The organism is Streptomyces sp. NPDC040410, from assembly GCF_055595715.1.
Window position 1 is genome coordinate 21,116 of record NZ_JBVIVK010000019.1, and the last position, 18,844, is coordinate 39,959.

11 protein-coding genes and 1 pseudogene are annotated in these 18,844 nt (G+C 71.4%); 9 read left to right on the forward strand and 3 right to left on the reverse strand.

The window, feature by feature from the left end; all coding sequences use genetic code 11:
- Positions 1 to 144: 144 nt before the first annotated feature.
- Entirely contained in the window at positions 145 to 3,699 is a 3,555-nt protein-coding gene (smc, locus tag ACZ562_RS30115) for a chromosome segregation protein SMC (RefSeq protein WP_471185453.1), read from the forward strand.
- 134 nt (positions 3,700 to 3,833) lie between these two features.
- Here smc and ACZ562_RS30120 read toward each other — a convergent pair.
- A pseudogene (locus tag ACZ562_RS30120) lies at positions 3,834 to 3,977 on the reverse strand (LLM class flavin-dependent oxidoreductase); the annotation flags it as partial.
- Between the two features lie 228 nt (positions 3,978 to 4,205).
- On the opposite strand from ACZ562_RS30120, the gene ftsY reads away from it, so the two are divergent.
- Entirely contained in the window at positions 4,206 to 5,417 is a 1,212-nt protein-coding gene (ftsY, locus tag ACZ562_RS30125; RefSeq protein WP_471185456.1) for a signal recognition particle-docking protein FtsY, read from the forward strand.
- A 115-nt stretch (positions 5,418 to 5,532) separates the two neighbouring features.
- Here the strand turns inward: ftsY and ACZ562_RS30130 are convergent, their stop codons facing one another.
- The gene (locus tag ACZ562_RS30130) at positions 5,533 to 6,189 is read right to left on the reverse strand and encodes a bifunctional DNA primase/polymerase (RefSeq protein ID WP_471185458.1); all 657 of its coding nucleotides are present in this window, start codon (positions 6,187 to 6,189) and stop codon (positions 5,533 to 5,535) included.
- Between the two features lie 434 nt (positions 6,190 to 6,623).
- Here ACZ562_RS30130 and nsdA point away from each other — a divergent pair, with 434 nt between their 5' ends.
- The 6 genes from nsdA (at position 6,624) to ftsH (ending at position 16,385) form a co-directional block, all read left to right on the forward strand.
- On the forward strand, positions 6,624 to 8,114 hold the full coding sequence (nsdA, locus tag ACZ562_RS30135) for a transcriptional repressor NsdA (RefSeq protein WP_471185460.1): 1,491 nt from the start codon (positions 6,624 to 6,626) through the stop codon (positions 8,112 to 8,114).
- A 313-nt stretch (positions 8,115 to 8,427) separates the two neighbouring features.
- On the forward strand, positions 8,428 to 9,768 hold the full coding sequence (locus tag ACZ562_RS30140) for an ammonium transporter (RefSeq protein ID WP_471185463.1): 1,341 nt from the start codon (positions 8,428 to 8,430) through the stop codon (positions 9,766 to 9,768).
- Entirely contained in the window at positions 9,765 to 10,103 is a 339-nt protein-coding gene (locus ACZ562_RS30145; RefSeq protein ID WP_003997576.1) for a P-II family nitrogen regulator, read from the forward strand. Before ACZ562_RS30140 ends, ACZ562_RS30145 begins: the two co-directional genes overlap by 4 nt.
- A gap of 28 nt (positions 10,104 to 10,131) precedes the next feature.
- Positions 10,132 to 12,579: a [protein-PII] uridylyltransferase gene (locus ACZ562_RS30150; protein ID WP_471185465.1), complete on the forward strand. Its 2,448-nt coding sequence runs from the start codon at positions 10,132 to 10,134 to the stop codon at positions 12,577 to 12,579.
- Positions 12,580 to 12,798: 219 nt separating this feature from the next.
- Positions 12,799 to 14,352 carry a signal recognition particle protein gene (gene ffh / locus ACZ562_RS30155; protein ID WP_471185467.1) on the forward strand — a complete coding sequence of 518 codons (1,554 nt, stop codon included), beginning with the start codon at positions 12,799 to 12,801 and terminating at the stop codon, positions 14,350 to 14,352.
- Between the two features lie 95 nt (positions 14,353 to 14,447).
- Entirely contained in the window at positions 14,448 to 16,385 is a 1,938-nt protein-coding gene (ftsH, locus tag ACZ562_RS30160; RefSeq protein ID WP_471185470.1) for an ATP-dependent zinc metalloprotease FtsH, read from the forward strand.
- Positions 16,386 to 16,455: 70 nt separating this feature from the next.
- On the opposite strand, the gene ACZ562_RS30165 is transcribed toward ftsH, so the two are convergent.
- Positions 16,456 to 17,313: a class I SAM-dependent methyltransferase gene (locus ACZ562_RS30165; protein WP_471185472.1), complete on the reverse strand. Its 858-nt coding sequence runs from the start codon at positions 17,311 to 17,313 to the stop codon at positions 16,456 to 16,458.
- Between the two features lie 785 nt (positions 17,314 to 18,098).
- Between ACZ562_RS30165 and ACZ562_RS30170 the strand changes: the two genes are divergently transcribed.
- Complete coding sequence (locus tag ACZ562_RS30170; RefSeq protein WP_471185474.1) at positions 18,099 to 18,701, forward strand: hypothetical protein; 603 nt, start codon at positions 18,099 to 18,101, stop codon at positions 18,699 to 18,701.
- The last annotated feature ends 143 nt before the right edge of the window (positions 18,702 to 18,844 follow it).

Consider the following 18,844-nt stretch of genomic DNA (forward strand, 5'->3'; position numbering starts at 1 on the left):
CGGCGTCCCTTCTTTCTTGCCCCCGTCTTTTCTTGCTCCCGCGCATCCTTTCACCCTCTTTAACGTCTGGTGTGCCCTGCACGTTCACAGGTGAAACCGCGGGTTCATGGAGTGAGACACCCCCGGAAGGTAGAGTCCAGCGGCGTGCACCTCAAGGCCCTGACCCTCCGTGGGTTCAAGTCGTTCGCCTCGGCGACCACACTCCGGTTCGAGCCGGGGATCACATGTGTCGTCGGACCGAACGGCTCGGGCAAGTCCAACGTCGTGGACGCGCTCAGCTGGGTCATGGGCGAGCAGGGCGCCAAGTCGCTGCGCGGCGGCAAGATGGAGGACGTCATCTTCGCCGGCACCACCGGCCGCCCCCCGCTGGGCCGCGCCGAGGTGTCCCTGACCATCGACAACTCCGACGGGGCGCTGCCCATCGAGTACGCCGAGGTCACCATCACGCGGATCATGTTCCGCAACGGCGGCAGCGAGTACCAGATCAACGGCGACACCTGCCGTCTGCTCGACATCCAGGAACTTCTCTCCGACTCCGGCATCGGCCGCGAGATGCACGTCATCGTCGGCCAGGGCCAGCTCGACTCCGTCCTGCACGCCGATCCCATGGGCCGCCGTGCCTTCATCGAGGAGGCGGCCGGCGTCCTCAAGCACCGCAAGCGCAAGGAGAAGGCACTGCGGAAGCTTGACGCGATGCAGGCCAACCTCGCGCGCGTGCAGGACCTGACGGACGAACTGCGCCGCCAGCTCAAGCCGCTGGGCCGTCAGGCGGCGGTCGCCCGCCGGGCCGCGGTGATCCAGGCGGACCTCCGCGACGCGCGCCTGCGCCTGCTCGCCGACGACCTCGTACGGCTCCGGGAGGCGCTCAGGGCCGAGATCGCCGACGAGGCCGCACTCAAGGAACGCAAGGAAACCGCCGAGCAGGAGCTGAAGAAGGCCCTCCAGCGCGAGGCGCTCCTGGAGGACGAGGTACGGCAGCTCACGCCGCGCCTCCAGCGCGCCCAGCAGACCTGGTACGAGCTCTCCCAGCTCGCCGAACGGGTGCGCGGCACGGTCTCGTTGGCCGACGCGCGCGTGAAGAGCGCCACCTCCGCGCCCCCGGAGGAGCGGCGCGGGCGCGACCCCGAGGACATGGAGCGCGAGGCCGCCCGGATCCGGGAGCAGGAGGCCGAGCTCGAAGCGGCCCTGGAGGCGGCCGAGCGGGCGCTGGAGGACACGGTCGCCCACCGCGCCGACCTGGAACGCGAACTCGCCCTCGAAGAACGGCGCCTGAAGGACGTCGCCCGCGCCATCGCCGACCGCCGGGAGGGCCTGGCCCGGCTGAACGGCCAGGTCAACGCGGCCCGTTCACGCGCCGCCTCCGCCCAGGCCGAGATCGACCGCCTGGCCACCGCTCGCGACGAGGCACAGGAGCGGGCCGTCGCCGCCCAGGAGGAGTACGAGGCACTCAAGGCGGAGGTCGACGGCCTCGATGCCGGCGACGCCGAACTCGCCGGACAGCACGAGGCGGCGAAGCAGCGGCTCGCCGAGGCGGAGGCCGCCCTCACCGCCGCCCGCGAGGCGGCCACCGCGGCGGAGCGCAGCAGGGCCGCGACCCAGGCCCGTCACGAGGCCCTCGCCCTGGGCCTGCGCCGCAAGGACGGAACCGGGGCGCTGCTCGGGGCGACGGACCGGCTCACCGGCCTGCTGGGCCCGGCCGCGGAGCTGTTGACCGTGGCCCCGGGCCACGAGGCAGCCCTCGCCGCCGCCTTCGGTGCCGCCGCGGACGCCCTCGCCGTGTCCACACCGTCGGCCGCCGCCGACGCCATCCGGCTGCTGCGCAAGCAGGACGCGGGGCGGGCGGCACTGCTGTTGAGCGGAGCCCCCCAAGACGCACCTCACCAGCCGCGGGGCGACGGGCCGCCGTACGCCGCCGACCTCGTCCGCGGCCCCTCGGACCTCATGCCCGCCGTACGACGGCTGCTGCGCGGGATCGTCGTCGTCGGCACCCTCGAGGACGCGGAGGACCTCGTCTACGCGCGGCCCGACCTCACCGCCGTCACGGCCGAAGGCGATCTGCTGGGCGCCCACTTCGCACACGGCGGGTCCGCCGGGGCGCCCAGTCTGCTGGAGGTGCAGGCCTCCGTCGACGAGGCCGCCGCCGAGCTGGAGGAGCTGGCGGTGCGGTGTGAGGAGCTCACGGAGGCGCAACACGCGGCCGGCGACCTGCGCAAGGCGTGTGCCGCGCTCGTCGAGGAGCTGGGGGAGCGGCGCCGGGCCGCCGACCGTGAGAAGTCGGCCGTCGCCCAGCAGCTCGGCCGGCTCGCTGGTCAGGCGCGGGGCGCCGCCGGCGAGGCCGAGCGGTCCACCGCGGCGGCCGTACGGGCGCAGGAAGCGCTCGACAGGGCCGTAGAGGAAGTCGAGGAACTCGCCGAGCGGCTTGCCGTCGCCGAGGAGCTGCCGGTCGAGGAGGAGCCCGACACGTCGGTACGGGATCGTCTCGCCGCCGACGGGGCCAATGCGCGGCAGACCGAGATGGAGGCGCGCCTCCAGGTCCGTACGCACGAGGAGCGGGTCAAGGGGCTTGCCGGGCGGGCCGACTCGCTGGACCGGGCCGCGCGCGCGGAACGCGAGGCACGCGCGCGTGCCGAACAGCGGAGGGCCCGGATGCGGCACGAGGCGGCCGTGGCGGAGGCCGTCGCCTCCGGCGCTCGCCAGTTGCTCGCGCACGTCGAGGTGTCGCTCGGCCGGGCGGATGAGGAGCGGGCCGCCGCGGAGACCGCCAAGGCCCGGCGCGAGCAGGAGCTGACCGCCGCCCGCGGCACCGGGCGCGACCTCAAGGCCGAACTCGACAAGCTGACGGACTCGGTGCACCGCGGCGAGGTGCTCGGCGCCGAGAAGCGGCTGCGGATGGAGCAGTTGGAGACCAGGGCGCTGGAAGAGCTCGGCGTGGAGCCGGCCGGACTCGTCTCCGAGTACGGCCCGCACGAGTTGGTGCCGCCCTCCCCGCCCGCCGAGGGCGAGGTGCTGCCGGAGGACCCCGAGCACCCGCGCAACCAGCCCAGGCCGTTCGTCCGGGCTGAGCAGGAGAAGCGGCTGAAGGCGGCCGAGCGTGCCTACCAGCAGCTCGGCAAGGTCAACCCGCTCGCCCTGGAGGAGTTCGCGGCGCTGGAGGAACGGCACAAGTTCCTCAGCGAGCAGCTGGAAGACCTGAAGAAGACCCGCGCCGACCTGCTGCAGGTCGTCAAGGAGGTCGACGAGCGGGTCGAGCAGGTCTTCACCGAGGCCTACCGGGACACGGCCCGTGAGTTCGAGGGCGTCTTCAGCCGGCTGTTCCCCGGCGGGGAGGGGCGGCTCGTGCTGACCGACCCCGACAACATGCTGACCACGGGCGTGGACGTCGAGGCGCGCCCGCCGGGCAAGAAGGTCAAGCGGCTGTCGCTGCTCTCCGGCGGTGAGCGGTCGCTGACGGCCGTCGCGATGCTGGTGTCGATCTTCAAGGCCCGGCCCAGCCCCTTCTACGTCATGGACGAGGTCGAGGCGGCGCTCGACGACACGAACCTGCAGCGGCTCATCCGCATCATGCAGGAGCTGCAGGAGGCCTCGCAGCTGATCGTGATCACGCACCAGAAGCGCACGATGGAGGTCGCCGACGCGCTGTACGGCGTCTCCATGCAGGGCGACGGGGTGTCGAAGGTCATCAGCCAGCGACTTCGCTGACCCCCGCCGGTACCCGATACCGGCTACCGTCGCCTGTCGCCTGTCGCCTGTCGCCTGTCGCCTGTCGCCTGTCGCCTGTCGCCTGTCGCCTGTCGCCTGTCGCCTGTCGCCTGTCGCCTGTCGCCTGCCGCCTGCCGCCTGCCGCTGAGCAGATCGAGTACGGCGATGTCCTCGGCGAGCCGCAGGGCGTCGTGCAGCGGGCCGATGACCGCCGAGACGGTGACCGCGAGGTGCCGGGTGGCCCCGAAGACCGCTCCCGCGAAGGCGAACGGCGACGGCCGCGAACGAGGCGGCAGTGGCGTCGGGCTCGACGAGGTTGAAACGTACGACCGTGACGTGCCTGCCAGGTCCTCCTTCGCCGGACGGATGTGCGGGAGGTCGTCGACTGACGGAGCACCAGACGGCCGCGGCGGCGTTCAGTCGGTCAAGCGTTCGAATGCCGGGCGGACATCCCCGCGCGGACGAAGAAAGGCCGCGCGGGCAGGTCACGCCATACTGGAGCTGTTATGGAAACCGTCATCCTTGCTGTAGTCATCGCCGTGGTCGTGCTCGGCGCGCTCGGCGGGCTCATCGTCGGCAGCCGGCGCAAGAAGCCGCTGCCTCCGCCGCCCCCCGCCGCGCCCGACATCACCGCCCCTCCGGCCGAGCCGCACGTCGGCGACGAGGCCGAGACGCCGCGCGACGAACCGCGCCGGACGATAGAGGAGGTGGACCTACCGGACGGCTCGGCCCCCACGGCCGTCGCGGAGCCCCCTGCCGCCCCCGAACTCGAGATTCCCGAGATCGAGGTCCCCGAGCCGACGGCCGGGCGCCTCGTACGCCTCCGTACCCGGCTCTCCCGCTCCCAGAACGCGCTCGGCAAGGGGCTGCTCACGCTCCTGTCGCGCGAGCACCTCGACGAGGAGACCTGGGAGGAGATCGAGGACACGCTGCTCACCGCCGACGTCGGCGTGCAGCCCACCCAGGAGCTGGTCGAAGGGCTGCGCGAGCGCGTGAAGGTGCTCGGCACCCGCACACCCGAGGGGCTGCGCGCGCTGCTGCGCGAGGAGCTGCTCAAGCTGGTCGGCACCGGCTTCGACCGCACGGTCAGGACCGAGCCCGAGACCAGCAAGCCCGGCATCGTGATGGTCGTCGGCGTCAACGGCACCGGCAAGACCACCACCACCGGCAAGCTCGCCCGCGTCCTCGTGGCGGACGGCCGCACCGTTGTCCTCGGTGCCGCCGACACCTTCCGCGCCGCCGCAGCCGACCAGCTGCAGACCTGGGGCGAGCGGGTCGGCGCCTACACCGTGCGCGGACCGGAGGGCGGCGACCCGGCCTCCGTCGCCTTCGACGCGGTCAAGGAGGGCAAGGAGATGGGCATGGACGTCGTGCTCATCGACACCGCCGGCCGGCTGCACACCAAGACCGGGCTCATGGACGAGCTCGGCAAGGTCAAGCGAGTGGTGGAGAAGCACGCGCCGCTCGACGAGGTGCTGCTCGTCCTCGACGCGACGACGGGGCAGAACGGTCTGGTGCAGGCCCGCGTCTTCGCCGAGGTCGTCGACATCACCGGCATCGTGCTCACCAAGCTGGACGGTACGGCCAAGGGCGGCATCGTGGTCGCGGTCCAGCGCGAGCTGGGCGTGCCGGTCAAGCTGGTCGGGCTCGGCGAGGGTGCGGACGATCTGGCGCCGTTCGAGCCGGAGGCGTTCGTTGACGCCCTTATCGGCGAGTAGACACCTGCCGAATTCGGCAACTGCCGGCACCTCCCGATTCGGGATCGGCGAGAGAAGAAGCGCCCGCCCCCAAGGTGCAGTTGGGGTCGGGCGCTTCGCTGTGTACGCCGTGGTCCTACGCCCGTGACCGGTGCGCCACGTAGGCCAGCGTTCCCAGCAGCAGTCGTGCCGCCGGTGGCTTCGTCGCGGAGTCCAGGGCCGGGGAACGCAGCCAGCGGACCGGGCCCAGGCCGCCGCGGTCGGAGGGCGGGGCCGTGATGGACGTACCGGGGCCGAGGCCGTGCAGGTCGAGGGAGGCCGGGTCGTCCCACCCCATGCGGTAGAGCAGCTCGGGAAGGCCGGCGGCGGCGCCGGGCGCGACGAAGAACTGGGCGCGGCCCTCCGGGGTCGCGGTCACCGGGCCGAGGGGGATGCCCATGCGTTCGAGCCGGACCAGGGCGCGGCGCCCGGCGGGCTCGGCGACCTCGATCACGTCGAACGACCGCCCGACCGGCAGCATCACCGAGGCCCCGGGAGACTCGGCCCACGCCTTGGTCACTTCGTCGAGCGTGGCCCCGGCCGGGACGCGGGGCGCGAAGTCGAGCGGATGGGCGCCCGGGGCGGGGCAGTCGGCGTGCCCGCACGAGCAGGCGCCCGCCGCGGCCCGCGCACCCGGCACGACGTCCCAGCCCCACAGTCCGGTGAACTCGGCGACGGCGGTGCACTCCGAGGAGCGCCCGCGCCGACGCGAGCCGGGGCGGATCTCCCGAATGCCGCCGATCGTGAAGCCCATGCCCCCTCCAACGGGTCCAGCGCGCCGGTGGTTACGAGACGAACGCGAAGTGTGACTCTGTGTCACCATTTCCGGTGTATGTGGCGCTCGGAAGCGTCCCGGGTGGTGTGCCCGTCCTCGCGCGCCCCCGAGTGCACCGCTCCGCCCACTCTCGTCGCGTCCTGTGTCAAGTGAATCGCGCGCAGGCCACCGCGAGTTCATTCGAAGGGGTGGCGAATGGTGGCGTTTCAGGGTTCGCCATGGCTGGGCGCGTGATCGTGGGATTACTTTGAGTGCACGAGCCGTGGGGGCACATGCGCTCGTGGGTATGCCGGAGGCAAGTCGGCTTTCCGCTCGAAGGGTGACAACTACCGGACGGGAGGACGCATTTACCGGCATTCTGATAGGGCTTGGCGCACTCAGTGACAAGTGGTCTCAGGGATGGGGGCGTTCCAGTGGGCGGCAACGGCGGAAGCGGATCGAGTTCTGGAAACGCCGCGCAGGCTGACAAGCGCCCCAACGAGTTGCTCACCTCGTGGTTCGTGCGCAGCGGCTGGTCCAAGGGTGAACTCGCCCGCCAAGTGAACCGCAGGGCCCGCCAGTTGGGGGCCAACCACATTTCCACGGACACCTCCCGCGTACGCCGCTGGCTGGACGGCGAGAATCCCCGCGAACCGATCCCCAGGATCCTGTCCGAGCTGTTCTCCGAGCGGTTCGGCTGTGTGGTCTCCGTGGAGGACCTCGGCCTGCGCGCCACCCGCCAGTCACCGTCCGTGTCCGGCGTCGACCTGCCCTGGACGGGCCCGCAGACGGTGGCCCTGCTCAGCGAGTTCTCGCGCAGCGACCTGATGCTGGCGCGGCGCGGCTTCCTCGGGACCTCGCTCGTCCTGTCCGCCGGCCCGTCCCTCATCGAGCCGATGCAGCGCTGGCTCGTGCCCACGCCGGCCGCCCCGCGGCCGGAGCCCGAACCGGCGGCCAACCGCCGCGGCGGCCGGCTGTCCCGGCCGGAGCTGGAGCTCCTCGAGTCCACCACCGTGATGTTCCGTCAGTGGGACGCCCAGTGCGGCGGCGGCCTGCGCCGCAAGGCGGTCGTCGGCCAGCTGCACGAGGTGACGGACCTCCTCCAGGAACCCCAGCCCGAGGCCACCACGCGCAAGCTGTTCAAGGTCGCCGCGGAGCTCGCCGAGCTGGCGGGCTGGATGTCGTACGACGTCGGGCTGCAGCCCACCGCGCAGAAGTACTTCGTCCTCGCCCTGCACGCCGCCAAGGAGGCGGGCGACAAGCCGCTCGGGTCGTACATCCTCTCCAGCATGAGCCGCCAGATGATCCACCTGGGGCGGCCCGACGACGCCCTGGAGCTGGTCCACCTCGCGCAGTACGGCAGCCGGGACTGCGCGAGTCCGCGCACCCAGTCCATGCTGTATGCGATGGAGGCGCGCGCGTACGCCAACATGGGGCAGCCCGGCAAGTGCAAGCGGGCGGTCCGGATGGCCGAGGACACCTTCGCCGACACCGACGAGTGGGACGAGCCGGACCCCGACTGGATCCGCTTCTTCTCCGAGGCCGAGCTGTACGGCGAGAACTCCCACTCCTACCGCGACCTGGCCTACGTCGCAGGCCGCAGCCCCACGTACGCCTCCCTCGCCGAGCCCCTCATGCAGCGGGCGGTCGACCTCTTCGCCAAGGACGACGAGCACCAGCGGTCGTACGCACTGAACCTGATCGGCATGGCCACGGTGCACCTGCTGCAGCGCGAGCCCGAGCGGAGCGCGGTGCCGGCCACCGAAGCCATGCGGATCGCCAAGAAGGTCCGCTCCGAGCGCGTCACCACTCGTATCCGAAAAACGGTCGACACGGCCGTACGCGATTTCGGGGACCTCGCCGAGGTCGTGGACCTGACCGAGAAGCTCGCCGCAGAGCTGCCCGAGGCCGCGGAAGCGGTCTGAACCCAATGAACCCCGGCCGCGGCCGGCCCTCCCGAACTGCCCGACTCGGCTCCCCCATGCCAGGTCATCGGAAGGCCGCCCGCGGCCGGATCCCTTCCCTCTTCGAAGGTTGCGCCACGATAACGATCGACGCGGGCGATATCCGCCAGTTCATCGACGCGTAACACAGCAGGCGCCTTCGTCACGGCGGCGAAACAACGAGGGGCTTCCACCGAAACGGCGCTGCGTCAATCTCGTGGCGCATAACCGGCCCACCCCTCAATCCGCTCAGGCTTCGCCCGCACGGGGCCGTACCAACGACGAGGAGACGCCGATGGCACCAGCCATCACACTCGCCGCAGAAGCACCCAAGCTGTCTGCCGCCAACACGGGCTTCATGCTCATCTGTTCCGCCCTGGTGCTGATCATGACTCCGGGTCTCGCCTTCTTCTACGGAGGCATGGTCCGCGTCAAGAGCACCCTCAACATGCTGATGATGAGCTTCATCAGTATGGGGATCGTCACCATCCTTTGGGTGCTGTACGGCTTCTCCCTTGCCTTCGGTACGGACTCCGGCAGCGTCATCGGCTGGACCTCCGACTGGGTGGGCCTCAGCAACATCGGGCTGACGGAACTGTGGCCCGGATACACCATCCCGGTCTTCGTGTTCATGGTCTTCCAGCTGATGTTCGCGATCATCACGCCCGCCCTGATAAGCGGTGCCCTCGCGGACCGCGTGAAGTTCACGGCATGGTCGCTGTTCGTCGCCCTGTGGGCCACGATCGTCTACTTCCCGGTCGCCCACTGGGTCTGGGGCACCGGCGGCTGGGCCTTCGAGCTCGGTGTCATCGACTTCGCCGGTGGTACGGCGGTGCACATCAACGCCGGTGCCGCGGCGCTCGGCGTGATCCTGGTCATCGGCAAGCGCGTCGGCTTCAAGAAGGACCCGATGCGTCCGCACAGCCTCCCGCTGGTCATGCTCGGTGCCGGTCTGCTGTGGTTCGGCTGGTTCGGGTTCAACGCCGGTTCGTGGCTCGGCAACGACGACGGTGTCGGCGCGCTGATGTTCGTCAACACGCAGATCGCCACCGCGGCCGCCATGCTGGCCTGGCTCATCTACGAGAAGATCCGCCACGGCGCGTTCACCACGCTGGGCGCCGCCTCCGGTGCGGTCGCCGGTCTGGTCGCCATCACCCCGTCCGGTGGTGCGGTCTCCCCGCTCGGCGCGATCGCCGTCGGCGCCATCGCCGGTCTGCTGTGCGCCATGGCCGTCGGCCTGAAGTACAAGCTCGGCTACGACGACTCGCTCGACGTCGTCGGCGTCCACTTGGTCGGCGGTGTCGTCGGCTCCCTGCTGATCGGCTTCTTCGCCAGCGGCAAGGGCCAGTCCACGGTCGAGGGCCTCTTCTACGGCGGCGGCCTGACCCAGTTCTGGAAGCAGTGCGCCGGTGTCTTCGCGGTCCTCGCCTACTCGCTCGTCGCCTCCGCGATCCTCGCCTTCCTGATCGACAAGACGATCGGCATGCGGGTCTCCGAGGACGAGGAGGTGGCCGGCATCGACCAGGCCGAGCACGCCGAGACGGCATACGACTTCAGCGGCGCCGGCGGCGGTGCCGCCCGGACCGCCGTACCGGCCCCGGTCGCCGACGCTGCGAGCAAGAAGGTGGACGCATGAAGCTCATCACCGCCGTCGTCAAGCCCCACCGGCTCGACGAGATCAAGGAGGCCCTCCAGGCCTTCGGAGTCCACGGCCTGACGGTCACCGAGGCGAGCGGCTACGGTCGTCAGCGGGGCCACACCGAGGTCTACCGCGGTGCCGAGTACACCGTGGACCTGGTCCCCAAGATCCGCATCGAGGTGCTGGCCGAGGACGACGACGCCGAGCAGCTGATCGACGTCATCGTCAAGGCCGCCCGTACCGGCAAGATCGGTGACGGCAAGGTCTGGTCCCTGCCGGTCGAGACGGCCGTACGGGTCCGGACCGGCGAGCGCGGCCCGGACGCGCTCTGACATTCAGAAGAAGGACAGGAGTCGCTGGGTGACGAGTACGGACGTGAGCAAGGAAGCAGAGGACTCGGGACCCAGCGGCTACGCGGCGGCCCGGCTGCGCCTCCTCCACGAGGAGGCGCGGTCCGGGCCGCCGCGCCGTGCCGCCCTCAGCGAACTGACCGACGACTGGCTCTCCGGCCTGTTCGACGCGGCCGCCCCGGGGCTGCGCGGCGCGTCCCTCGTCGCCGTCGGCGGTTACGGTCGCGGCGAGCTGTCCCCCCGCAGCGACCTGGACCTTCTGCTGCTGCACGACGGCAGCGACTCCGACACGGTCGCCGCCCTCGCCGACCGCCTCTGGTACCCCGTCTGGGATCTCGGCCTCGCCCTGGACCACTCGGTCCGTACGCCCGCCGAGGCCCGCAAGACCGCCGCCGAGGATCTCAAGGTCCAGCTCGGCCTGCTCGACGCCCGCCATCTCGCGGGCGACCTCGGCCTCACCGCAGGACTGCGCACGGCCGTGCTCGCCGACTGGCGCAACCAGGCGCCGAAACGTCTCCCCGAACTCCAGGAGCTGTGCGCCGAGCGCGCCGAGCGCCAGGGTGAGCTGCAGTACCTCCTGGAACCCGACCTCAAGGAGGCCCGCGGCGGCCTCCGTGACGCCACCGCGCTGCGCGCGGTCGCCGCCTCCTGGCTGGCCGACGCCCCGCGCGAGGGCCTCGACGACGCCCGGCGCCGGCTGCTGGACGTCCGCGACGCGCTGCACCTGACGACGGGGCGCGCGACCGACCGGCTCTCCCTGCAGGAACAGGACCAGGTCGCCGCCGAGCTCGGCCTCCTCGACGCCGACACGCTCCTGCGGCAGGTTTACGAAGCGGCGCGCCTCATTTCGTATGCGAGTGATGTCACCTGGCGCGAAGTGGGGCGCGTGCTGCGGTCGCGCTCAGTGCGGCCGCGTCTGCGCGCCATGCTCGGGGGCGGCAAGCCCGTCGCCGAGCGCTCCCCGCTGGCCGAAGGGGTGGTGGAGCAGGACGGCGAGGTGGTGCTCGCCCGCGCCGCGCGCCCCGAACGCGACCCCGTACTTCCGCTGCGCGCCGCGGCGGCCGCCGCCCAGGCCGGCCTTCCGCTCTCCCTGCACGCCGTGCGGCGCATGGCGGCCACCGCGCGCCCCCTGCCCACGCCCTGGCCCGCGGAGGCGCGCGAGCAGCTCGTGACGCTGCTCGGCTCCGGCCGCCCCACCATCGAGGTCTGGGAGGCGCTGGAGGCGGAAAGCCTGATCACGCGGCTGCTGCCCGACTGGGAGCGGGTGCGCTGCCGCCCGCAGCGCAACGCCGTCCACCTCTGGACCGTCGACCGGCACCTCATCGAGACCGCCGTCCGGGCAGCCGAACTGACCCGCCGCGTCAGCCGGCCCGACCTCCTCCTGGTCGCCGCGCTGCTGCACGACATCGGCAAGGGCTGGCCCGGCGACCACTCGGTGGCCGGGGAGATCATCGCCAAGGACGTGGCCGCGCGTATCGGCTTCGACCGCGCGGACGTGGCCGTGCTCGCCGGCCTCGTACGCCATCACCTGCTGCTCGTCGAGACGGCCACCCGGCGCGACCTGGAAGACCCCGCCACCGTGCGGTCGGTCGCGGAGGCGGTCGGCACGCAGAGCACCCTCGAACTGCTGCACGCCCTGACCGAGGCGGACGCGCTGGCCACCGGGCCTGCCGCCTGGTCCTCATGGCGCGGGTCCCTCGTCAACGACCTGGTGAAGCGGGTCGCCGCGGTGCTCGCCGGGGACGACCCCGTCGAGCCCGAGGCTGCCGCGCCCACCGCGGAGCAGGAGCGGCTCGCCATCGAAGCGGTCGCGACGGGCAGCCCGGTGCTGAGCCTGCGCGCCCAGGCCGAGCCGCCGGTGGAGGAGCAGCCGTCCGGTGATCCGGAGCCCCTCGGCGTGGAGCTGCTCATCGCCGTACGGGACCAGGCGGGTGTGCTGCCCGCCGTGGCCGGCGTCCTCGCCCTGCACCGCCTGACGGTCCGCACGGCCGAACTGCGTGCGCTGGACCTGCCGGACGGCGTCGAGGGCTCCGTGCTGCTGCTGAACTGGCGGGTCGCCGCCGAGTACGGCTCCCTTCCGCAGGCCGCGAGGCTGCGTGCCGATCTGGTGCGGGCCCTCGACGGCACCCTGGACATCGCCGGCCGCCTCGCCGAGCGGGACGCCGCGTATCCGCGCCGCCGGGGCGTCGTCGCGCCCCCTCCGCGGGTGACGGTCGCGCCGGCCGCCTCCCGGCTGGCGACGGTGATCGAGGTCCGCGCCCACGACGCCCCCGGCCTGCTGCACCGGATCGGGCGGGCGCTGGACGACCTGAACGTACGGGTGCGGAGCATGCACGTCAGCACGCTGGGTTCCAACGCGGTCGATGCCTTCTACGTGACGACCGCCGAGGGCGTGCCCCTGGCGGGCGACGAGGCGGCATCGGCGGCAAGGAAGCTGGAAGAGACGCTACGGGAGTGACCTTGCCCGCGCTCGCGCGTTCGGCCGGACGTGGTCCCCGCCGGTGCGGGGGTGATCCGGCCGTGGACCCGTGCCGCGCAACGGGGCCCGGCTGCTCCCCGCCGACGCGGGGCTTGCGCCGCCGCCCGCTCCGTACCGCGGGCGGGGACGATTCTCTTGCAGGGCCGGATACTCTGGAAGACGCTCACACTGCCCCCGACTCCGAGGACCGACGCCGCCGTGTTCGATACTCTCTCCGATCGCCTTTCAGCGACCTTCAAGAACTTGCGCGGCAAGGGGCGCTTGAGCGAGGCGGACATCGACGCCACGGCGCGCGAGATCCGTATCGCCCTCCTCGAAGCGGACGTCGCCCTGCCCGTCGTGCGTACGTTCATCAAGAACGTCAAGGAACGCGCGCTCGGCGCCGACGTCTCGCGGGCGCTGAATCCCGCCCAGCAGGTCCTCAAGATCGTCAACGAGGAACTCGTCACGATCCTCGGCGGTGAGACCCGGCGCCTGCGCTTCGCCAAGCAGCCGCCGACCGTGATCATGCTGGCGGGTCTGCAGGGTGCCGGTAAGACCACCCTCGCGGGCAAGCTCGGGCGGTGGCTGGGGGAGCAGGGTCACTCGCCGCTCCTGGTCGCCGCCGACCTCCAGCGCCCGAACGCCGTGAACCAGCTCAGCGTGGTCGCCGAGCGCGCGGGCGTGGCCGTCTACGCGCCCGAGCCGGGCAACGGCGTGGGCGACCCGGTCAAGGTCGCCAAGGACTCCATCGACCACGCCAGGGCGAAGGTCCACGACATCGTGATCGTGGACACCGCCGGCCGCCTCGGTATCGACCAGGAGATGATGCAGCAGGCCGCGGACATCCGGGACGCGGTCTCGCCGGACGAGATCCTGTTCGTCGTCGATGCGATGATCGGTCAGGACGCGGTCAACACGGCCGAGGCCTTCCGCGACGGCGTCGGCTTCGACGGTGTGGTCCTGTCCAAGCTCGACGGTGACGCCCGCGGTGGTGCGGCCCTGTCGATCCGCCAGATCACCGGCAAGCCGATCATGTTCGCGTCGAACGGCGAGAAGCTCGACGACTTCGACGCCTTCCACCCCGACCGGATGGCCTCCCGCATCCTCGACATGGGTGACCTGCTCACCCTGATCGAGCAGGCGGAGAAGACGTTCAGCCAGGAAGAGGCCCAGAAGATGGCCTCCAAGCTGGCGTCCAAGAAGGGCCAGGACTTCACCCTGGACGACTTCCTGGCCCAGATGGAGCAGGTCCGGAAGATGGGCAGCATCAGCAAGCTGCTCGGCATGCTCCCGGGCATGGGCCAGATCAAGGACCAGATCAACAACCTCGACGAGCGAGACGTCGACCGCACGGCCGCGATCATCAAGTCGATGACCCCGGGCGAGCGCCAGGAGCCGACGATCATCAACGGCTCGCGCCGTGCCCGTATCGCCAAGGGTTCCGGTGTCGAGGTCAGCGCCGTGAAGAACCTGGTCGAGCGGTTCTTCGAGGCCCGCAAGATGATGTCCCGCATGGCCCAGGGCGGCGGCATGCCGGGGATGCCCGGGATGCCGGGCATGGGCGGTGGTCCCGGCCGGCAGAAGAAGCAGCAGAAGCAGGCCAAGGGCAAGCAGCGCTCCGGCAACCCGATGAAGCGCAAGCAGCAGGAGCAGGAGGAGGCCGCGCGCCGCGCGGCCGCGGCCCAGGGCGGCAACGCCTTCGGCGTGCCGGGGCAACAGGCGCCTCAGGACTTCGAGCTGCCGGACGAGTTCAAGAAGTTCATGGGCTGACGCGCACCTGAGCCGTACGACAGTGAGGGCGCCCTCTCTCCAAGGGGGCGCCCTCACTGCGTGCCGTGGCCCGCTGTGTGCCGTAACGTCCATGTATGAGCAATGCCGCGCCGCCCCGCAAGGCACCTGATCAGCCGTGGCGCACCGAGGGCACCCCGGACGAGCCGCCCCGGCGGCCCGAGGGCAGAAGAATGCGTGGCAGATGGTGGGGCCTGGCCGTCACCGCGGTGATCGTCTTCCTGCTGGCCTACATCGGGCTGAACTACCTCGGCAAGGGCAGCGAGCCGACGATCTCGTACACGGAGTTCAGCAGGCAGATCGACGCCGGCAACGTCTCCAAGATCTATTCCAAGGGCGACGCGATCCAGGGCCAGCTCAAGAGCCCGCGGGACGATCCCGACGGCAGCGGCGAATACACCAAGTTCAAGACGCAGCGCCCGGCCTTCGCGGACGACAGGCTCTGGCAGAACCTGAGCAGCCACGACGTCACGGTGACCGCGCGGCCGGTCGTGCAGGAGCGCAGCTTCCTGGCCAATCTGCTGATCTCCTTGATCCCGATCGTGCTCCTGGTCGCGGTGTGGATCTTCTTCGCCCGGCGGATCGGTGCGGGCCTCGGCGGTGCGGGCGGCATGTTCGGCCGCAAGGCGCCGCCCAAGCCGGTCGAGTTGCGGCCGGGCACCGAGCGCACGACGTTCGCGGACGTGGCCGGCATCGACGAGGTCAAGGGCGAGCTGGACGACGTCGTCGACTTCCTGGAGCACCCCGACGCCTACCGCAGGATGGGCGCGAAGATGCCCCGCGGTGTGCTCCTCGCGGGTGCGCCCGGCACCGGCAAGACCCTGCTGGCACGAGCGGTCGCGGGCGAGGCGGGCGTGCCGTTCTTCTCAGCCTCCGCCTCCGAGTTCATCGAGATGATCGTCGGCGTCGGCGCCTCCCGCGTCCGCGAGCTGTTCGCCGAGGCCCGCAAGGTGGCGCCGTCGATCATCTTCATCGACGAGATCGACACGATCGGCCGGCAGCGGGGCGGCGGCCCGTCGGTGAGCGGCCACGACGAGCGCGAACAGACGCTGAACCAGATCCTCACCGAGATGGACGGCTTCTCCGGCTCGGAGGGCGTGGTCGTCGTCGCGGCGACGAACCGCGCCGACATCCTGGACCCGGCGCTGACCCGGCCCGGCCGATTCGACCGGGTGGTCAACGTCTCCCCGCCCGACCGGGCCGGGCGCGAGGCGATCCTGAAGATCCACACCCGTGAGATCCCGCTCGCCGAGGACGTGGACCTGGCCCAGATGGCTCGCAGGACCCCGGGCATGACAGGTGCGGATCTGGCCAATCTCGCCAACGAGGCCGCTCTGCTCGCGGTCAAGCGCAAACAGGAGACGGTGACCCAGCCGGACCTGTCCGAGGCGCTGGAGAAGGTGCAGCTGGGTGCCGAACGCACCCTCGTGATGCCCGAGGAGGACCGCCGTCGCACCGCGTACCACGAGAGCGGGCACGCCCTCCTCGGCATGCTTCAGCCGGGCGCCGACCCCGTCCGCAAGGTCACCATCGTCCCGCGCGGCCGGGCGCTCGGGGTGACTATGTCGACCCCCGAGGTGGAGCGGTACGCGCACTCGGAGGAGTATCTGCGCGGCCGCATCATCGGCGCCCTGGGCGGGATGGCGGCGGAACAGGTGGTCTACGGGGTCATCACCACGGGCGCGGAGAGCGACCTCGAACAGGTCACCAACATCGCGCGCGGGATGGTGGCCCGCTGGGGCATGAGCGAGCGCGTGGGCCGGCTGTCGGCGCTGCCGAGCGACGCCCAGCAGGCCTACGGCCTCTCGGCCGCCCCGCAGACGCTGGACGTGATCGACGCCGAGATGCGCCGGATCGTCGACGAGTGCTACGAGGAGGCCTGCCGCAAACTCCGCGACCACCGGGGCACGCTGGACGCCCTGACCGAGGCTCTGCTGGAGAACGAGACGCTGGAGGAGGCGGACGCCTACCGCATCGCGGGGATCACACGGGTGACGAAGGACGCGGACGCCTGAGAACCCGTCCGGCGGACCTGCGGCTTGATCCGCCGGACACGCCACAGCCCCGTCTCGGACGGGCAGGCCGCTACGGCGTGCGCGCGATCAGGTACCGGAACACGTTCGGCATCCACACCGTCCCGTCCTGGCGCCGATACGGATGCAGCGCCTCCGTCACCTCCTTGTCCACCTGCGCCCGGTCCGTCGCCGAGATCGCCGCGTCGAAGAGCCCTGTCGACAGCAGTCCGCGTACGGCGCTGTCGACATCCGCGTACCCGAAGGGGCAGGCGACGCGACCGGAGCCGTCCGGCTTGAGGCCGGCCCGCTGGGCGACCTCCTCCAGGTCGTCACGCAGAGCGGGGCGCCAGCTCCCCGTACCGCGCAGCGGGTCCGCGAGCTTCTTGGCGACACGCAGCACGGCCGACGTGGCGCAGCGTTCCGGCGGGCCCCAGCCTGCCAGCACCACCGCCGCCCCGCGCCCGGCGAGCGGCGTCGCCGCGGCGAGCAGCTCAGCGAGGCCCTCCGAGTCGCCAGCTAGGCACCCGATGGGCTCGAAGGCGGTCACCAGGGTGTACGCGGGCGTCTCCGCGTCGGCCGCGTCCCCGGGCGAACCGTCCACGAGCCGGGTGTCCGCACGCGCGCGCGTGCCCCACGCCTCCGGGAGCAGCCGCTCCCGCGCGAGGGCCAGCCGCTCGGGGGAGGAGGGCTCGACACCGGTGACCGCGGCGCCTCTGGAGGCCGCCATCAGGAGGGCGAGCCCGCTGCCGCAGCCGAGGCCGAGCAGCCGCGTACGGGGGCCCGCTTCCAGCCGCTCGTAGACGGCCTCGTAGAGCGGAACCAGCATCCGTTCCTGGATCTCCGACCAGTCACGCGCGCGTGCCCACCGGTCCACGCGGGGAGTGGATCCCGCGGGAGACAGCTGGTGCCGCACGAGCGTAGGTGTCATAGGAAAGCGCCCCAATCCGCCGAGAGTTGCCGCTGTGCCCGTTTCCGTGGCCCCCGTGACGTGCGCTAGCACTCCCCCCGTATGCCAGATAACTCCGCCCTCGACCCGGCGTCCAGGGGTCGTGAGCCCCTGCTTGCGGGTGAGGCGGGCCTGTGGCGAGATTTCACATTCCGGCAACTTGGGCCCGTAGCATCGCGCCCATGGCGGAGGCGCCTCGGCGTTGTTGATCAGATCCTGGTACCAGCCCGGGAAGTCAGTCGTCACGCCGCGAGGTGATAACGGGCACCCCGTTCGGGCGTCGCGCGGTCGACTCGGAGCTCAAAGGCGTGCCCGTCCGCATCGAGACCGGACCCAGTCACCTGGCCCAACGGCACGGCGACGCTGGCCCGCCGCATCCCGGGCGGCGAGGGCGCCGGTGTCCCCGGACTCCTTGGTGACGATGCTTTCGGCGGGCCTCGAAGAGGGTCGGTGCCGGACGACGGCGACACCCCCAGTAACGTCGCGACCGTCTCGCGCGCTTACTGAAGTAGCGCCCCCCGGTGGGAGAGCGGCCTAAACGCCTCTTGCGCACGCGCGGACCACAGGTGCCCCGGCGTGTGGACATCGTCTACGCGCCGGGCCGTACGTCAGACTACGCACCACATTGTTATGACCTGTGAGGCTTCTCCGCAGATCAGCGCACCCGCCCTCGTCAGGACACATCAGCGGCAACTGACGGGTACGTGCAAATTATTTGGGATGCCCCGGAATCGGAACACAGAGGCACTCCGGCTCGTTGTCATTACGTGAGCACGACACAGACACCACCTGTACTCGCCGCAGAGCTGGCACAGGCGTGGGCCGACATCCAGCGGTACCACCCCGATCTGCCCGATCTTGCCGCGCCCGAGTCTCTGATCGGAGAGTCCTCGTCCGCCTGCGGGCACGAGCTCTCCTTCGAGCGGCTGCTTCACGAGGCAGTCCATGGCATCGCCGCCGCGCGCGGTGTACGCGACACGTCCCGTGCCGGCCGCTACCACAACCGCAGATTTCTCGCGATCGCCGAGGAGCTGGGCCTGGACCACCCCGAGGAACCGCACCCCAGCAGCGGCTTCTCGCTGGTCACGCTCAACCCCGAGGCGAAGCGACGCTACCGTCCGACGATCGACCGCCTCCAGCGCGCCCTCAAGGCGCACACGGCCGCGACCGCGGCGGACACGACCCGCTCGTTCCGCGGCCCGGCCGCCCGCCACGGCTCCTCCGGCGGAGGCGTCCGCGTGAAGGCGGTCTGCGACTGCGGCCGAAACGTACGGGTCGTCCCGTCCGTACTGGCCCAGGCGCCGATCGTGTGCGGCGGCTGCGGAAAGCCGTTCCGTATCCCGGAGGTCGTGGGCGCGGCGGCAAGCTGAGGCGACGGCTGCTCGTGGCAGCCGTACCAGCCAGCTGTCGTGCCCCCGGGTCGCGCACCCGACGTAGGGTGATGCCTGCGCCGGGTGCCGATTCCGCCTGCCCGGCTGCAAACACCCTCGGTCTGAAGCGACCCGCCGGGTGT

Coding starts and splice junctions, on each gene's coding strand:
- ACZ562_RS30130 (WP_471185458.1), bottom strand. CDS start 6,189: ATGGGCTTCACGATCGGCGGCATTCGGGAGATCCGCCCCGGCTCGCGT.
- ACZ562_RS30145 (WP_003997576.1), top strand. CDS start 9,765: ATGAAGCTCATCACCGCCGTCGTCAAGCCCCACCGGCTCGACGAGATC.
- ACZ562_RS30140 (WP_471185463.1), top strand. CDS start 8,428: ATGGCACCAGCCATCACACTCGCCGCAGAAGCACCCAAGCTGTCTGCC.
- ACZ562_RS30165 (WP_471185472.1), bottom strand. CDS start 17,313: ATGACACCTACGCTCGTGCGGCACCAGCTGTCTCCCGCGGGATCCACT.
- ftsY (WP_471185456.1), top strand. CDS start 4,206: ATGGAAACCGTCATCCTTGCTGTAGTCATCGCCGTGGTCGTGCTCGGC.
- ftsH (WP_471185470.1), top strand. CDS start 14,448: ATGAGCAATGCCGCGCCGCCCCGCAAGGCACCTGATCAGCCGTGGCGC.